The organism is Roseburia sp. 1XD42-69 (assembly GCF_003612565.1).
Classification (GTDB): Bacteria; Bacillota; Clostridia; order Lachnospirales; family Lachnospiraceae; genus Roseburia_B.
The window spans coordinates 68,356-84,279 of sequence record NZ_RAZG01000002.1; the positions used below are offsets into that span (position 1 = coordinate 68,356).

Genomic DNA, 15,924 nt, shown 5'->3' on the forward strand with positions numbered 1-15,924 from the left:
AAATTATATATAATAGGGAATAGATAAATATTTTGTCGCTTTATCGTGTGAAGGGCAGGATATGATTGGACAGAAATCGTGTCAAAACAGAAAGGTGGATTCAAGAAATGATAATGTTTTTTAAAAACCTGAGCATCAGATATAAGATTCTTGTTCCGGTGGCGTTACTGGGATGTCTGATGTTTGCAATGGGAATTATCAGTCTCTCTAGCACGAAACAGATTATGGAAGCCAGCGAGGCAATTTCCAGCAATTATGCCATGAAAATTGAGCGGTTAGGTGATATCACCGCTTCCTACCAGACGCTTCGCCGTGTGGCTTTTGCACACATTGTGGCGGACAATGATGAATTAGAAGGCGTGCTGTTAGATGAGGCTGACACATTAAAATCTGAGATTACCAGCGTGTGTGACGAGTTTGAGACCTTGATTAACTCAGATGATGCTATGCAGAGTTTCCAGCAGTTTAAAACAGATTATGCCAACTATCTGGTAATATATGATAAAATTTTGGAGTTTAGTGCGGCTGACCAGAAAAGTGAGGCGTCATCCCTTGCAAATGTGGATCTGAAAGAGGCGGGCACAGCCCTTACCGCAGAGCTGGATGTGATGAGCGCTATGAATAAAGAGGATATGGATAAGGCAGTGTCACATCAGAGCCAGGTTTATGCAAAGGTTACATGCACCATTATCATTCTTTTTGTGGCAGGCATCTTAGTTCTCTGTTTTGTGGTATGGGTATCCTGGAAGTGGGCATGCAAGCGTCTTATTAACATAAACGCCCAGTTGAGGGATGTCATTGCCACCATAGACGCAGGAGAGGGGGATTTGACAAAGCGCGTGCAGTGCTTCTGTACCGATGAAATCGGCACTTTGGCCGCTGGAATCAATACCTTTATCCAGACGCTGCAGGGTATTATGGGACAGATTAATTCCAGTTCCGGTCAGCTTGGCTCCATTGTAAACCTTGTGTCAGATAAAGTGACTACTGCAAATGACAATTCTTACGATATTTCTTCTGTAATGGAAGAACTGTCTGCTTCCATGGAGGAGATTTCCTCCACACTGACTACAATCAAGGAAAATGTAGGAGTTGTGGATGACAATATCATTGAATTGTCTGATGCGTCCCAGGGCCTTTATGATTATGCTACAGGAATGCAGAAACGTGCAGAGAATTTAGAGCAGAGTGCGGTTGAGAATAAACAAAATACCAGCGATGTTGTCAATGGGATTATCGGTCAGTTAAAACAGGCCATCGAGAGCAGTAAGAGCGTTGACCGTGTCAATGATTTGACAAATGAAATTTTAAGTATTTCCAGCCAGACGAATCTTTTGTCACTGAATGCTTCTATTGAGGCTGCAAGAGCCGGGGAAGCAGGAAGGGGATTTGCAGTGGTGGCAGATGAAATCAGCCAGCTGGCAAATTCCAGCAGAGAGGCCGCAAACAATATCCAGACGATTAACAATATGGTTATTGAGGCTGTAAATGAGCTGATAAAAAATGCAAATTCTATTGTGGATTACATAAACGAGACGATTCTTCCAGATTATGAGGGATTTGTCAGTGCCGGTAAACAGTACAGTGAAGATGCGATTCATGTAAATGGTATTGTCACCCGATTCAATGATATGTCTATTAATCTGAAACAGTTGATGGAGAGCATTACGGAATCTATTAACGGTATCAATACCGCAGTGGATGAAAGCGCAAACGGTGCCACGAATGTGGCTGCCAATACCTCGGATTTGGTTAAGGATATTGGAGAGATTGCAGATGCCATGAATGACAACAGGCAGATTGCCGGAAATCTTACGGAGGAAGCAGATAGGTTTATTAATTTGTAATCTGTTAATTCTTCTTGCTCTTAGCAGGCAGACTATGAAAGGATTTCTGTTTTTCATAGTCTGCCTTTTTGTACAGAGGGAATCGAAGGTGTTAAAAAAGGGGTAATACAAAAAGTATTGTCGGAGGTTATGTATGAAAATAAAGAATATGAGTATCAGATATAAGTTAATGGTTCCGGTGTTTGGATTAATGCTGGCAGTGTTGGTTCTAATCGCAGTGGGATTTACCAGTATTGCAAAAATGCAGAGAGCTTCTGTTACGGTAAAAGAGAAGGGGGTCAATTCTCTTATCGAGTTAAACAAAATCAGTGTGGAATCCCAGAAGATGCAGAAACTGGGAACTTCATACTGTACCAGCGGGGCAGATAATAAAGAAAGTATCTGGGCAGGTGTGGAGGAGTGCAATGGTAAGCTTCAGCAGTCTCTGGAAAATATGAAAGCCTATATGATGGGTACAGAACAGGAGGAGAAAGCCGCCGAAGCGGAAGCAGGTGCAGCCGTTCTCTATGCTACGGTTTCTGAAGTAAAAGCTATGATGGACAATAAAGACAAATCCGGGGCTATCCTCTATACCAATTCAAAATTATATAACATAGGACAGTCTTTTGAAAAAATTATTGATTCCTGGATAGAGTTAAACGATGTCAGCGTAAATGAAATACTAAGCAGCCAGGAAAAGATTTTCAATAGTGTTAAGATTTTGTGCATTACTTGTGTTGTAGTGTGTATTCTGATGTTTGGGCTTACCGTGTGGTGTATTGAAAGGAAAGTGACCTGGCGTCTTCGGGCACACACCAAAAAGATGGACCAGATTATTGACTCCATTGAGCAGGGATGCGGGGATTTGTCTCTTCGCCTGATGGTTTTAAATAAAGACGAAATGGGGCGTATGGCTGCCAATGTCAACCGTTTTCTGGATATTTTGGAAAACATTATGCAAAAAATCAACAACGATTCCCTGTCGTTGAACAATATTGTCACCAATGTTATGGAGAGGGCAAACAGTTCCAACAGCAGTGCCTGCGATGTGTCTGCAGTGGCACAGGAACTTTCCGCTACCATGGAAGAGGTGGCAAGCACAGTGGCAAATGTGGACAGCAATGCTTCCGGTGTCATGGAGGATTTGGAGGGGCTGCAGAAAACTACAGGGGATATTTTGGAATATGCCAATGAGATGAAGAACCGTGCTGCAAAACTGAAGGAATATGCCCAGGACAATAAGGAAGATATCAATCAGATGCTGACGCCTATTATTGGGAAAATCAAGAATGCAGTGGAAAACAGCAAGAATATAGAGAAAGTCAATGCCCTTACAGATGAGATTCTCTCCATAGCAAACCAGACGAATCTTTTGGCTTTAAATGCGGCGATTGAGGCAGCCAGGGCAGGGGAAGCCGGAAGAGGTTTTTCCGTGGTGGCAGAGGAGATTGGCCAGTTGGCGGATTCCAGCAGTAAGACCGCAAAGAATATCCAGGAAATTAACACCATGGTGCTGGATTTGGTAAACGAAATGATAAGCAACTCCAATGAAATTATCCATTATATGGAGGAGACGATACTGCCTGACTATGATAATTTTGTGGCCAGCGGTGTGCAGTACAGTGATGATGCGGTACATATCGATCAGGAGATGGCTCAGTATGCCCAGAGTTTTAAAGAAATCAACAGTATGGTGACAGAAATCGGAGAGTCCATCAGCGATATCACAAAAGCGGTGGATGAAAGCGCAAATGGTGTATCCAATGTGGCGGGAAGTATTCAGACTTTGGTGTCTGAAATTGCGGTAATCAATTCTCAGATGGATGAAAACGGCGCCATTGCCGGAAGCCTGAAAGAAGAGGCACAGAGATTTTCCGTATAAGTTGTAATTTTATAATTAGGATTGATGGCAAAGACCTCAATCCTTTTTATGCGCAGGGGAATAAAGAGCACTTTTGCGGGCAATGTCCCTGGGGAGAGAGAAAAAGAGGATAACGGAGAAACTATGAGTAAACGAAATGATTTGAGCAACCGCATCAATGAAAAATTTAAGAGCATGAGCAAGGGCCAGAAATTGCTTGCTTCCTATATCATGGACCATTATGACAAGGCTGTTTTTCTCACTGCTGCAAAGCTGGGGGAAGTAGTAGGAGTCAGTGAGTCCACTGTGGTGCGTTTTGCCACAAATCTGGGATACAAGGGATATCCAGAATTTCAGAGTGAGTTGGAAATTATGGTGCGGGACAAATTAAATACGATTCAGACTATGGATGCTGTGTTTGACCGCATCAGCCAGTCACAGATATTGGCTACGGTGTTAAAGAGAGATATGGATAATATTCAGGCCACTTTAGAGGAAGTGGATGAGAATGTATTTGAGCAGGCGGTGGAAACCATTTTAAATGCAGACCATATTTATATTATAGGAATCCGAAGCTGTGCACCTTTGGCGAGTTTTTTAGGTTTTTATTTGAATCTGATTTGCGACAAGGTACATCTTTTGCATACAAACAGTTCCAGTGAGGTTTTTGAGCAGATGATGCGGATTGGCAGCCGGGATGTGATGATTGGCATCAGTTTCCCACGATATTCTATGCGGACATTAAAGGCCATGGAATTTGCCAACAACCGCAATGCAAAAGTAATTACCCTCACAGACAGTGTCCATTCTCCCATGAATCTCTATTCTTCCTGCAATTTAATTGCCAGAAGCAATATGGTGTCCCTTGTGGATTCCCTGGCAGCCCCATTAAGTGTCATAAATGCCTTGATTGTTGCACTTTGTATGAAAAAAAACAGGGAAGTGTCAGATACCTTGGAAATGTTGGAGGAAATCTGGGAAGAATATCAGGTATATGAAAATGATGAGATTGACCATATAGAGGATACATTAAAAATGAGATATGCAAGAATCGGGGAAGAGGGATGAAAAGAGTTATCGTAGTGGGAGGAGGCCCAGCGGGAATGTTTGCAGCCCTTGCGGCGGCAAAGCAGGGGCATTCCGTAATCTTGTTAGAGCAGAATGAAAAGCTGGGGAAAAAATTGTTTATCACAGGAAAGGGCAGATGCAATATCACAAATGCCGGTGAGATAGACAATCTGTTTGGGAACGTAGTAACAAACCCAAAGTTTTTGTACAGCGCATTTTACGGATACGATAATTTCCGTGTGATTGATTTCTTTGAGAGCCATGGGGTAAAGACAAAAATCGAGCGGGGAAACCGGGTATTTCCCATTTCTGACCATTCCTCCGATGTGATTTTTGCTTTGGAGAAAGCCTTAAAACAGGCAAAGGTGGAAATAAAACTCCGCCAAAAGACGGAGAGGATTTTCGTAAACCATGGAAGGGCAGAAGGTGTAGTGCTCTCTGACGGAAGGACGATTCCGGGGGATGCTGTGATTATTGCCACAGGGGGATTTTCCTATCAGAGTACAGGCTCTAAGGGAGACGGATATAAGTTTGCAGAGGAGATGGGCCACACCTTAACGCCGCGGTATCCCTCCCTTGTGCCCATGAATGCGAGGGAGGAGTATGTGTCAGAATTGCAGGGACTCTCCCTAAAAAACGTTGAAATCACGGTGAAAGACAAAAATAAAATTCTCTTTCAAGATTTTGGGGAAATGTTGTTTACGCATTTTGGTGTCAGCGGCCCTCTGGTGTTAAGTGCCAGCAGTCAAGTGGGAAAGGCGCTTTTTCAAAGAGAGCTTTCCATGTATATTGATTTAAAGCCGGCACTTTCCCAGGAACAGTTGGATAAACGATTGCTCCGTGAGTTTGAATCAGGAAAAAACAAACAGTTAAAGAATGTTTTAACAAATCTTCTCCCGGTAAAGATGCGTTCCTTGATACCTTTTGTCTCCGGTGTGAGCCAGGAAAAGAAAGTAAATGAGATAACAAAAGAGGAGAGAGGGGATATTATAAGGGCTTTAAAAGAATTTCCCCTTACCCTTACCAGCCTTAGGGATTTTAATGAGGCCATCATCACAAAAGGAGGGGTTTGCGTCAAAGAAATCAATCCCTCCACCATGGAATCAAAAATTGTCCCTGGTGTTTATTTTGCAGGCGAGGTTTTGGATGTGGACGCTTTGACCGGCGGGTATAATCTCCAGATAGCCTGGTCTACCGGTTATTTAGCGGGAATAAGCGTGTAATCTAAAATAAATTTAATATAAAGGAGAAATGTATGAATATTGCAATAGACGGACCGGCGGGTGCCGGAAAGAGTACCATTGCCAAAAGGCTGGCAAAAGAGTTGAATTTTATCTATGTGGATACAGGGGCCATGTACCGGGCTATGGCGTTATATTTTCTGGAAAAAGGCATCAAAGCTTCTGAGGAGGAAAAGATATGCGGCGCTTGTGAAGAGATTGAGATTTCCATTGCGTATGACAGGGGAGAACAGCAAGTGATCTTAAACGGGAAAAACGTAAGCGGTGAAATACGCAGGGAAGAAGTGGGAAATATGGCAAGCCTTGTGAGCACATATGGAAAAGTCAGGGAAAAACTGGTGGCTCTTCAGAAAAAACTTGCTGAAGATGCAGATGTGATCATGGACGGAAGGGATATTGGAACCTGTGTGCTGCCGAGGGCAGAGCTTAAGATTTATCTCACTGCCAGCAGTTATACCAGGGCAAAACGCCGTTTTGACGAACTGGAAGAAAAAGAGATTTCCTGTGATTTGCAGGAGATTGAAGAGGATATTAAAGACAGGGATTACAGGGATATGCACCGGGAGATATCCCCTTTAAGACAGGCAGGGGATGCAGTGCTTGTGGACTCCTCAGATATGGGAATTGAAGAGGTGGTGGAGTCCATAAAAAAATTATATCAGGAGAGAGTGTCATGCAGGTAGTATTAGCGGAGTCTGCCGGGTTTTGCTTTGGGGTGAAGCGGGCGGTGGAGCTGGTATACCGGGAGGCAAAAAAGCATAAGATTCCGGTGTATACTTTCGGGCCTATTATCCATAACGAAGAAGTTGTGGAGGATTTGGAGCGCAAAGGCGTCCACGCCGTGAAGGATATGGAGGAGCTTTCCGGGCTTCCCAAAGGGGTTTTAGTTATCCGCTCCCATGGGATTTCCAGGGAAATCAAAGAAGAAATACAGGGCCTGGGGTTTCAAATTGTAGATGCCACCTGTCCCTTTGTCCTTAAAATCCATAAAATTGTGGAGGAGTACAGCAAAAAGGGGTATCACGTGCTGATTATCGGAAATGATTCCCACCCGGAGGTGGAGGGAATCAAAGGCTGGTCCCTTGCAGATAGGACTACGGTACTACAAACCAGGGAGGAGGCTGAAAAATTTTCTCTTTCCCCAGGGGAAAAGGTATGCATTGTGTCTCAAACGACATTTAATTACAACAAATTTCAAGAATTAGTTGAAATTATTCAGAAAAAAGGTTATGATATACTTGTTCTAAATACTATCTGCAATGCTACGGAAGTCAGGCAGAAAGAAGCGGCGGAAATCGCCGGCAGAGTAGATGCCATGATTGTCATTGGCGGACGCCAAAGTTCCAACACGCAGAAGCTATTTGAAATATGCAAAAAAGAATGTGAAAATACTTACTATATACAGACACTTGAAGACTTGGACAAAAAAAAGTTTCGGTCCATTGATAACGTAGGTATTACCGCAGGGGCTTCCACCCCAAACAAAATTATCGAGGAGGTTTCAGAGAATGTCAGAAATGAGCTTTGAACAAATGCTGGAAGAATCATTTAAAACAATAAGAAACGGAGAGGTAGTCGAAGGAACTGTTATCGATGTGAAACCAGATGAAATCGTCTTAAATATCGGATACAAGTCGGATGGCATTATTTCACGTAACGAATATACCAATGAATCAAGTCTTGATTTAACTACTGTTGTCTCCGTAGGTGATTCCATGGAAGCAAAGGTAGTGAAAGTAAACGACGGAGAGGGACAGGTTCTTCTCTCCTACAAGCGTCTTGCCGCTGAAAAAGGCAACAAAAAGCTGGAGGAAGCTTTTGAAAACCAGACTGTGCTCACTGCAAAAGTGGCTCAGGTTTTGGGCGGAGGTTTAAGCGTGGTTGTGGAGGAGAGCAGAGTGTTTATTCCTGCAAGTCTGGTTTCCGATACATATGAGAAAGACTTAAACAAATATAAAGACCAGGAGATTGAGTTTGTGATTACGGAGTTCAATCCCCGCCGCAGAAGAGTCATTGGAGACAGAAAGCAGTTATTAGTCGCAAGAAAAGCCGAGCTGCAGAAAGAGTTATTCTCCAAGATCAGTGTAGGGGATGTAGTGGAAGGAACTGTTAAGAATGTGACAGATTTCGGTGCATTTATTGATTTGGGCGGTGCAGACGGGCTCCTTCATATTTCAGAAATGTCCTGGGGCAGAGTGGAGAGCCCCAAGAAAGTATTTAAAGTGGATGATGTGGTAAGAGTATTTATCAAGGATATTAACGATACCAAAATCGCCCTGAGCATGAAATTCCCGGAGGATAACCCATGGAATGACGCTGCAAACCGCTTTGCAGTGGGAACTGTTATCAAGGGGAAAGTTGCCCGCATGACAGATTTTGGCGCATTTGTAGAGCTGGCGCCGGGGGTGGATGCCCTTTTGCATGTGTCACAGATTGCAAAGGAGCATATTGAAAAACCTGCGGATGTGCTGTCAGTAGGCCAGGAAATTGAAGCTCAGATTGTTGATTTCAATGAGGATGACAAAAAAATCAGCTTGAGTATGAAAGCACTTGCTGCGCCGGAAGATGAGGGTGAAACTGCTGTAGAAGAATAGACCGGAGGTTTTTCTATGCTTGGCGATTATGAAAAATTTAAAAAAAATGTTTTTGGTCTTACCCAGATTGATTTAAATGCTTACAAAGAAAAGCAGATGCGCAGGCGGATTGATACTCTAATCAACAAAAATAAAATGGCAAATTACGATTCCTACGTGGAACTGCTGAAAAAAGATAAGGAAAAATTTGAACAGTTTGTAAACTTTCTGACCATAAATGTCTCTGAGTTTTATCGGAATCCGGAACAGTGGAAATTGTTAGACCAGGAGGTTATTCCGGAACTGATTCAGAAATTTGGCAAATCCTTAAAGATTTGGAGTGCTGCCTGTTCCACCGGGGATGAGCCATACTCTCTGGTGATGGCTTTTTCCAGGCATATTCCTTTAAACCAGATTAAAATTCTGGCCACAGATATTGACAGACAGGTGATGGATACAGCCCGGATCGGATTGTATAGTGAAAAAAGCATTGCGGGAGTCCCGGATGATTTTAAACGGAAATATTTTACGAAAGTGGGAAATTCTTTCCAGCTTTCTAAGGAAATTACATCCAGGGTACAGTTCCAGCAGCATAACCTGTTAAAGGATGACTATCCTACCAAGTGCCATTTGATTGTGTGCCGCAATGTGCTAATCTACTTTACGGAGGATGCCAAGGAAGAAATTTACAAGAAATTTAATCAATCTTTGACAAAAGACGGGGTACTGTTTATCGGCAGTACAGAGCAGATTATGAATTATAAGGCCATAAATTTTGCGAGGAAAAGCAGTTTCTTTTTCTCAAGGGAACAGTAATATCAGGCCGCTCCATGAAAATCCATGGGGCGGCTTTTTTGTGCAGGTCTGCATGGGGATGAAAATTTTCCGTTCTTATCTTCCTGTTTCTGCATAGATTAGATAAAGAGGGACAGGACATTTTTTACATAAAGAGCTATTTTTTTAGAATCAGATAAAAAATCTCCCCCGTATTCAAACCAGGAGGATTTTTCTATTTTTCCAGGATAAAAGCAGGGGGCAAACCAATCCGCCTGCTGGGGAAGAAACAGCCCCCGGCGCCTGGTATAACAGTTGCTTTTTGTGGCTTTTTTCCTGTGGGATTTGTCCACGAAGGAGGCGACGCTTTTGTGGACTGCCATATCTTCTAAGGGCAGATAGTAGTAGTCTTTGTAATTTTCATAGTAAAAATACAGTTCCCCTTCCAAAACCGGGATGAAGAGATAAACATGATTTTCCCGGAAAGTGAGGCGGTACATTTCCTTTTCCACTGTAAGTCTTGCAGGAAAGGGCAGGGATGTATTCAGGGTGATTTGAAGTTCCTTTTTGGGGGAATCGGCGCCGAAGGGAAGGGTTTCTTCCAACTTGGCGGAAGTTATGTCTGGCTCCCCGGCAAAAAAGCGAAGGTAAGAAAACAGGGGCAGAAGTTTTGTCATGCCCAGAATATCCTCATAATTGTGGAGGAGTAAAAGGGATTTTTTTTCTTCTGCGGGCTGTTTTTCATACTCCTTGTAGACAGCCACAAGCTCCCCCCCTGTGTAGGAATCCTCCCGTTGGATGCCCAAAAACATTTCCAGTGTTTTTTGTTTCTTATCCGGCAGATGCAAAAGATTTAAAAAGGGCCGCATTTCTTGATAAATATCCATAATCCGGAAATTTTCCCAGGAAAAGGAAAGATTTTGTTTTTCCGTCCGCTGCTTTAAAAAGGGTATGTCAAAAGTAAGGCCGTTGTAGCATATCAGTGTGGAAACAGGAGAGAGGTAGCGGTAAAAAGCGGTTAAAATCTCTTTTTCTTCCATGGGATTTTCTGCAAAAAACTGAAAGATTTCCAGGGTTTCGTCCTTTCTTATGACAAGGCCAATTAGGTATATAAAACAGTTTTTGGCAGAAAAACCAGTAGTTTCAATATCAAAAAAAGCGGTGTTGTTTTTCAAATATGTATCGGTATAACAGTCTTTTGGCGCGGGAATGGTTTTATGTATTATCTCCAAAGGAAGCCTCCTGTCTGATAGAATTGTACAAGTTATGATACTTAGTATAGCATATTAAGAAAAAATTAAGAAGTATGAAAAAAAGTACAAAAAAGGTATTTCAGCAGGCGCTTTTTATGATATAATTTATAAGATGACGTTCTTGTACATTTTTTGCGTACAGGGATTTACAAATTTTTTAAGAAAGTGGGGCACGAGAAATGGGTTTAATGACATTTAAAGGCGGCGTCCATCCTTATGATGGAAAAGACTTATCCAAAGATAAGCCAGTCAGCGAATTATTACCCAAAGGCGAACTGGTATTTCCGTTATCTCAGCATATCGGAGCGCCAGCAACTCCAATTGTTGCAGTTGGCGACACTGTATTAAGAGGGCAGAAGATTGCAGAAGCCGGCGGATTTGTATCCTCCCCGATTTATGCATCTGTTTCAGGAACAGTGAAAGCAATCGAACCGCGCCGGGTTGCGGTTGGCGATATGGTGAACTCCATCATAATCGAAAGTGACGGCGAGATGAAAGAGGCAGAGTTTGTAAAGACAGATGATGTGACAAAACTCTCCAATGAAGAGATTATCGGCAAGATTAAAGAGGCCGGTGTAGTAGGTATGGGGGGTGCAGGATTCCCAACCCATGTAAAACTTTCTCCCAAGGAGCCGGATAAGATTGAGTACATTATTGCAAACTGTGCGGAATGTGAGCCTTATCTGACTTCCGATTACCGCAGGATGATAGAGCAGCCGGAAAAACTGGTAGCCGGCATGAAAATTGTTTTGCAGCTTTTCCCAAAGGCAAAAGGCGTATTTGGCGTGGAGGATAACAAGCCGGACTGTATTGCCAAATTAAAAGAGCTGGTAAAAGATGAGCCCCGGATGGAAGTGGCGGAGCTGATGACAAAATATCCCCAGGGCGGTGAGCGTCAGCTGATCTATGCGGTGACAAAGCGCTCCATAAACTCAAAGATGCTTCCGGCGGATGCGGGATGTATCGTTGACAATGTGGAGACGTTGGTGGCAATTTACAATGCAGTTGCATTGGGACAGCCTCTGATGAACCGTATCTTTACCGTAACGGGAAATGCGGTGGCAGAACCTCAGAACTTCTATATCTGCATCGGTACAAATTACCAGGAAATGTTAGACGCTGCAGGAGGCTTTAAAGGAGACTGCAAGAAGATGATTGCAGGAGGCCCCATGATGGGATTTGCCCTTTTTGGCCTTAATATCCCTGCAACAAAAACTTCCTCCGCACTTCTCTGCTTTACGGAGGATGAAGTGGAGGCATTTAAAGAGACGGCCTGCATCAACTGCGGACGCTGTGTGGAGGCATGTCCGGAACTTTTGATTCCCTCCAGGCTTGCGGATTTTTCCAAAAACGGCCTTATGGATGTGTTTGAGAAATGGCACGGCCTTGAGTGCGTGGAGTGCGGAAGCTGCAGTTTTGTCTGTCCGGCAAAACGTCCATTGGCACAGGCAGTAAAGACTATGAAGAAACAGGCACTGGCGGCAAAGAGAAAAAAATAAGATAAAATGATAGAAAGAGGTGAATTTTTGTGAGTGATTTATTTAACGTATCATCGTCACCACATGTTCGTTCCAAAGATACCAGCAGCCGGATTATGCAGTATGTTATTCTTGCATTGCTGCCCACCACGGCTTTCGGTATTTACAACTTTGGAATAAAAGCAGCAATTTTAATTGTTGTTACCATCGCAAGCTGTATTGCTTCCGAATGGATTTACGAAAAAATCGTACATAAAGAGAGTACCATACAGGACTGCAGCTGTATCGTGACAGGACTGCTTTTGGCATTAAACCTTCCCGCAACCCTTCCCTGGTGGGAGGCCGTGATCGGCGGCGCATTTGCAATTATCGTGGTAAAAATGCTCTTTGGCGGCCTGGGGCAAAACTTTATGAACCCTGCCCTTGGGGCAAGGTGTTTCCTGTTAATCGCTTTTGCAGCAGATATGACAAACTTTACCATTGATTCCTACTCAGGGGCAACTCCCCTTGCGGCAATCCGAAACGGAGAATCCGTAAACCTTATGGATATGTTTATCGGAAGGACGGCAGGTACCATCGGGGAGACTTCCGCCATCGCCGTTTTAATCGGGGCTATTATCCTGATTTTGCTGGGAGTTATTGATTTAAGGATTCCCGCAACTTATATTGTGACATTTGTGGTATTCCTTCTGCTTTTCAGCGGCCACGGATTCGATGGAAATTACATTGTGGCACAGCTTTGCGGCGGCGGTTTAATGCTTGGGGCATTCTTTATGGCCACGGACTATGTCACATCCCCCATTACCCCAATGGGAAAAATTGTGTTTGGTATCTGTCTTGGAATTTTCACAGGTCTGTTCCGTACCTTCGGGGCAAATGCAGAGGGCGTTTCCTTTGCCATTATTTTAAGCAACCTGTTAGTTCCAATGATTGAGCGTTATACGGTGCCAAGAGCATTTGGCGTGGTAAAGGAGGCAAAGAAGCATGAATAAAAAAATTGTACATGACGCTATGATTTTAACTGCATTTACTTTGGTGCTTGGCTTTGTCCTTGGTCTTGTCTATGGAATTACAAAAGACCCTATCGCCGCTGCTGATAAAGCGAAGTCCCAGGCGGCTTACCAGACCGTGTTTGCAGATGCGGAAAGCTTTGAAGCTTACGGGGAGTTCGATAAAGAGGCTGCACTTTCCGTTATGGAGGAGGGCGGTTTCAGCGATGAAATCACCGATGTACAGGTGGCAATGGACGGGGGCGGCAGCACCTTAGGCTATGTCATTACCGTAATTGCAAAAGACGCCAGCCAGGCAAATATCACTTTTTCCGTGGGCATTGCCAATGACGGAACGGTGAATGGTTATTCTATTACCAATATTTCAGAGACTCCGGGGCTGGGGATGAAGGTAAATGAGGAAGCTTTTTACAGCCAGTTTGCAGGGAAGCTTGTGGACAGCTTTACCATTGTTAAAAATCCTCCTGCATCCGACAGCGAAGTGGAATCTGTTTCCGGCGCAACCATAAGTTCTAAGGCTATGGCAAACGGTGTCAATGCATGTATTACATACTTCCATAACGTACTGGAAGGAGGCGCAAATTAATGAATAAGAATACAGAACGTTTATATAACGGTATTATCAAAGAAAATCCTACTTTTGTATTAATGCTTGGTATGTGTCCCACCCTGGCTGTTACTACGGCAGCGGTGAATGGGCTTGGCATGGGGCTTTCCACCACAGTGGTGCTTGTCCTTTCCAACCTTTTGATTTCCCTGTTCCGCAAGGTGATTCCAAACGGTGTGCGTATGCCTGCATATATTGTCATTGTGGCATCCCTTGTAACCATGGTGGAATTTATTATGAAGGCTTATACACCGGCCCTTGCGGCACAGCTTGGGGTGTATATCCCCCTTATTGTGGTAAACTGTATTATCCTTGGTCGTGCGGAGAGCTATGCCTCCAAAAATGAGGCTGTACCCTCTATCTTTGACGGTATCGGTATGGGCCTTGGATTTACTTTCGGCCTTACCTGCATCAGTATTGTCAGGGAAATTTTAGGGGCAGGACAGCTTTTTGGAGTACAGGTTCTTTCCTTAGAGTGGTTTACCCCTATCACAATCTTTGTTATGGCTCCCGGGGCATTCCTGGTGCTGGCAGTTCTTGTTGCCATTATGAATATTGTAAGGGTTAGAATGGATGCAAAGGGCAAACCTTTGGCTGCGCCTTCCGGATGTATTACCGGAGACTGCGCTTCCTGCGGAATGTCTTCTGCATGTACCGGAAAAAGCCAGAATTCAGCTTCGGCTGCAAAATCAGAATAGGAGGATAGATACGGATGAAAACATTATTATTAATTGCAGTTGCTTCCGCTATTGTAAATAACGTTGTTTTAAGCCAGTTCTTGGGTATCTGTCCATTTTTGGGAGTATCTAAGAAAACGGAAACGGCTGCGGGCATGGGCGGTGCGGTAATCTTTGTTATCACCATCGCATCCTTTGTCACAGCATTAATTTACAAATTTATTTTGACTCCACTGGATATCCAGTATCTGCAGACAATCGTCTTTATCCTTGTGATTGCCGCACTGGTTCAGTTTGTGGAGATGTTCTTAAAGAAATCCATTCCGTCACTGTATGAGAGTCTGGGTGTTTACCTCCCTTTGATTACAACAAACTGTGCAGTGCTTGGAGTGGCATTAAATAACGTAACCAAGGAGTACAATATTTTAGAGAGCGTTGTCAACGGTTTTGCAACGGCAGTGGGATTCTTTATTGCCATTGTGATTATGGCGGGGCTCCGTGAAAAAATTGAATACAATGATATTCCCAAACCCTTCCAGGGTACTGCGATTGTACTGATTACCGCATGTCTGATGTCAATTGCGTTTATGGGATTCTCAGGAATGATTTAGGAGGAAAAACAGATGAGTGTACAGGCAATTTTAATTGCGGCCGTTGTTGTAGGCGGTGTAGGGCTTTTTATTGGATTTTTCCTTGGTATTTCCGGAGAAAAATTCAAAGTGGAAGTTGACCCCAGGGAAGAGGCTATTATGGGTGTCCTTCCAGGTAATAATTGTGGTGGCTGCGGCTATGCCGGATGTTCCGGTCTGGCTGCCGCTATTGTAAAAGGAGAGGCTCCGGTGAATCAGTGTCCCGTGGGCGGTGCTCCGGTGGGAAACCAGATTGGTGAGATTATGGGGGTTTCTGCAGGGGACAGCGTAAGGCAGGTGGCGTTTGTAAAATGTGCCGGAACCTGTGAAAAGGCAAAACAGGACTACAATTACACAGGTGTGGAAGACTGCGGCGCTATGGCCTTTGTGCCCGGCGGCGGGGCAAAAACCTGTAATTATGGCTGTCTTGGCTTTGGTAGCTGTGTAAAGGCATGTCCTTTTGACGCAGTCCATATTGTGGACGGAATTGCAAAGGTGGACAAAGAAGCCTGCAAAGCCTGCGGAAAGTGCGTAGCCGCATGTCCGAAACATTTAATCGAGCTGGTTCCCTACGATGCAAAGCATCTTGTTTCCTGCAGTTCCAAGGACAAGGGCAAGGATGTTATGAAGGGATGTTCCGTAGGTTGTATCGGCTGCCACTTATGTGAGAAGAATTGTCCCAGCGATGCTATTCATGTGGCGGACAATGTGGCATATATTGACCAGGAGAAATGTACCGGATGCGGAATCTGTGCCGAGAAGTGTCCTAAGAAGATTATCCTTTAGTCTTTGTGCCAGGAGACAAAAATCCGGGATTGATATGTTTCGTTTTTTATAACTTGAAAAAGGATTGGAAAGATGCTAAAATCATGTTTTACAGATGTGGTTTTGGCATCTTTTTTTGTATCATATCAAATAAGTTTTGTA

At 43.7% G+C, this 15,924-nt stretch carries 15 protein-coding genes; 14 read left to right on the forward strand and 1 reads right to left on the reverse strand.

Features of this window, described 5'->3' with window-relative positions:
• Nucleotides 1–107: 107 nt before the first annotated feature.
• From D7Y06_RS01690 to D7Y06_RS01725, 8 genes are all read left to right on the forward strand, one after another.
• Entirely contained in the window at nucleotides 108–1,847 is a 1,740-nt protein-coding gene (locus D7Y06_RS01690) for a methyl-accepting chemotaxis protein (protein ID WP_120406101.1), read from the forward strand.
• Between the two features lie 133 nt (nucleotides 1,848–1,980).
• Nucleotides 1,981–3,708 carry a methyl-accepting chemotaxis protein gene (locus D7Y06_RS01695; protein ID WP_120406102.1) on the forward strand — a complete coding sequence of 576 codons (1,728 nt, stop codon included), beginning with the start codon at nucleotides 1,981–1,983 and terminating at the stop codon, nucleotides 3,706–3,708.
• 123 nt (nucleotides 3,709–3,831) lie between these two features.
• Complete coding sequence (locus D7Y06_RS01700) at nucleotides 3,832–4,755, forward strand: MurR/RpiR family transcriptional regulator (protein ID WP_120406197.1); 924 nt, start codon at nucleotides 3,832–3,834, stop codon at nucleotides 4,753–4,755.
• Nucleotides 4,752–5,978, forward strand: a complete 1,227-nt coding sequence (locus D7Y06_RS01705) for an NAD(P)/FAD-dependent oxidoreductase (protein ID WP_120406103.1) — start codon at nucleotides 4,752–4,754, stop codon at nucleotides 5,976–5,978. The genes D7Y06_RS01700 and D7Y06_RS01705 overlap by 4 nt, the downstream gene beginning before the upstream one ends.
• A 32-nt stretch (nucleotides 5,979–6,010) precedes the next feature.
• Nucleotides 6,011–6,679, forward strand: coding sequence for a (d)CMP kinase (cmk, locus tag D7Y06_RS01710; RefSeq protein ID WP_120406104.1), 669 nt, complete (start codon nucleotides 6,011–6,013; stop codon nucleotides 6,677–6,679).
• On the forward strand, nucleotides 6,670–7,524 hold the full coding sequence (gene ispH, locus D7Y06_RS01715; protein ID WP_120406105.1) for a 4-hydroxy-3-methylbut-2-enyl diphosphate reductase: 855 nt from the start codon (nucleotides 6,670–6,672) through the stop codon (nucleotides 7,522–7,524). Before cmk ends, ispH begins: the two co-directional genes overlap by 10 nt.
• Nucleotides 7,505–8,590: a 30S ribosomal protein S1 gene (gene rpsA, locus D7Y06_RS01720; protein ID WP_120406106.1), complete on the forward strand. Its 1,086-nt coding sequence runs from the start codon at nucleotides 7,505–7,507 to the stop codon at nucleotides 8,588–8,590. The genes ispH and rpsA overlap by 20 nt, the downstream gene beginning before the upstream one ends.
• Nucleotides 8,591–8,605: 15 nt before the next feature.
• Nucleotides 8,606–9,385 carry a CheR family methyltransferase gene (locus tag D7Y06_RS01725; protein ID WP_120406107.1) on the forward strand — a complete coding sequence of 260 codons (780 nt, stop codon included), beginning with the start codon at nucleotides 8,606–8,608 and terminating at the stop codon, nucleotides 9,383–9,385.
• A gap of 98 nt (nucleotides 9,386–9,483) precedes the next feature.
• Here the strand turns inward: D7Y06_RS01725 and D7Y06_RS01730 are convergent, their stop codons facing one another.
• On the reverse strand, nucleotides 9,484–10,575 hold the full coding sequence (locus D7Y06_RS01730; RefSeq protein ID WP_158591190.1) for a ribonuclease H-like domain-containing protein: 1,092 nt from the start codon (nucleotides 10,573–10,575) through the stop codon (nucleotides 9,484–9,486).
• Nucleotides 10,576–10,775: 200 nt separating this feature from the next.
• On the opposite strand from D7Y06_RS01730, the gene rsxC reads away from it, so the two are divergent.
• From rsxC to rnfB, 6 genes are read left to right on the forward strand one after another with little or no spacing between them, the layout of a single operon-like run.
• Entirely contained in the window at nucleotides 10,776–12,095 is a 1,320-nt protein-coding gene (gene rsxC / locus D7Y06_RS01735; RefSeq protein WP_120406109.1) for an electron transport complex subunit RsxC, read from the forward strand.
• Between the two features lie 29 nt (nucleotides 12,096–12,124).
• Nucleotides 12,125–13,066, forward strand: a complete 942-nt coding sequence (locus D7Y06_RS01740; protein WP_120406110.1) for an RnfABCDGE type electron transport complex subunit D — start codon at nucleotides 12,125–12,127, stop codon at nucleotides 13,064–13,066.
• Nucleotides 13,059–13,670, forward strand: a complete 612-nt coding sequence (locus D7Y06_RS01745; protein ID WP_120406111.1) for an FMN-binding protein — start codon at nucleotides 13,059–13,061, stop codon at nucleotides 13,668–13,670. Before D7Y06_RS01740 ends, D7Y06_RS01745 begins: the two co-directional genes overlap by 8 nt.
• Nucleotides 13,670–14,389, forward strand: a complete 720-nt coding sequence (gene rsxE, locus D7Y06_RS01750) for an electron transport complex subunit RsxE (RefSeq protein ID WP_120406112.1) — start codon at nucleotides 13,670–13,672, stop codon at nucleotides 14,387–14,389. The genes D7Y06_RS01745 and rsxE overlap by 1 nt, the downstream gene beginning before the upstream one ends.
• A 14-nt stretch (nucleotides 14,390–14,403) precedes the next feature.
• Nucleotides 14,404–14,979 carry an electron transport complex subunit RsxA gene (gene rsxA / locus D7Y06_RS01755; RefSeq protein WP_120406113.1) on the forward strand — a complete coding sequence of 192 codons (576 nt, stop codon included), beginning with the start codon at nucleotides 14,404–14,406 and terminating at the stop codon, nucleotides 14,977–14,979.
• Nucleotides 14,980–14,991: 12 nt separating this feature from the next.
• Nucleotides 14,992–15,783, forward strand: coding sequence for an RnfABCDGE type electron transport complex subunit B (rnfB, locus tag D7Y06_RS01760; protein WP_120406114.1), 792 nt, complete (start codon nucleotides 14,992–14,994; stop codon nucleotides 15,781–15,783).
• The last annotated feature ends 141 nt before the right edge of the window (nucleotides 15,784–15,924 follow it).

Excerpts from the sequence above, each read along its gene's own strand:
- D7Y06_RS01705 (WP_120406103.1), top strand. The coding sequence starts at position 4,752 with ATGAAAAGAGTTATCGTAGTGGGAGGAGGCCCAGCGGGAATGTTTGCA.
- rsxE (WP_120406112.1), top strand. The coding sequence starts at position 13,670 with ATGAATAAGAATACAGAACGTTTATATAACGGTATTATCAAAGAAAAT.
- D7Y06_RS01745 (WP_120406111.1), top strand. The coding sequence starts at position 13,059 with ATGAATAAAAAAATTGTACATGACGCTATGATTTTAACTGCATTTACT.
- ispH (WP_120406105.1), top strand. The coding sequence starts at position 6,670 with ATGCAGGTAGTATTAGCGGAGTCTGCCGGGTTTTGCTTTGGGGTGAAG.
- cmk (WP_120406104.1), top strand. The coding sequence starts at position 6,011 with ATGAATATTGCAATAGACGGACCGGCGGGTGCCGGAAAGAGTACCATT.
- D7Y06_RS01725 (WP_120406107.1), top strand. The coding sequence starts at position 8,606 with ATGCTTGGCGATTATGAAAAATTTAAAAAAAATGTTTTTGGTCTTACC.
- D7Y06_RS01695 (WP_120406102.1), top strand. The coding sequence starts at position 1,981 with ATGAAAATAAAGAATATGAGTATCAGATATAAGTTAATGGTTCCGGTG.
- D7Y06_RS01700 (WP_120406197.1), top strand. The coding sequence starts at position 3,832 with ATGAGTAAACGAAATGATTTGAGCAACCGCATCAATGAAAAATTTAAG.
- D7Y06_RS01690 (WP_120406101.1), top strand. The coding sequence starts at position 108 with ATGATAATGTTTTTTAAAAACCTGAGCATCAGATATAAGATTCTTGTT.
- rnfB (WP_120406114.1), top strand. The coding sequence starts at position 14,992 with ATGAGTGTACAGGCAATTTTAATTGCGGCCGTTGTTGTAGGCGGTGTA.
- rsxA (WP_120406113.1), top strand. The coding sequence starts at position 14,404 with ATGAAAACATTATTATTAATTGCAGTTGCTTCCGCTATTGTAAATAAC.
- rsxC (WP_120406109.1), top strand. The coding sequence starts at position 10,776 with ATGGGTTTAATGACATTTAAAGGCGGCGTCCATCCTTATGATGGAAAA.
- rpsA (WP_120406106.1), top strand. The coding sequence starts at position 7,505 with ATGTCAGAAATGAGCTTTGAACAAATGCTGGAAGAATCATTTAAAACA.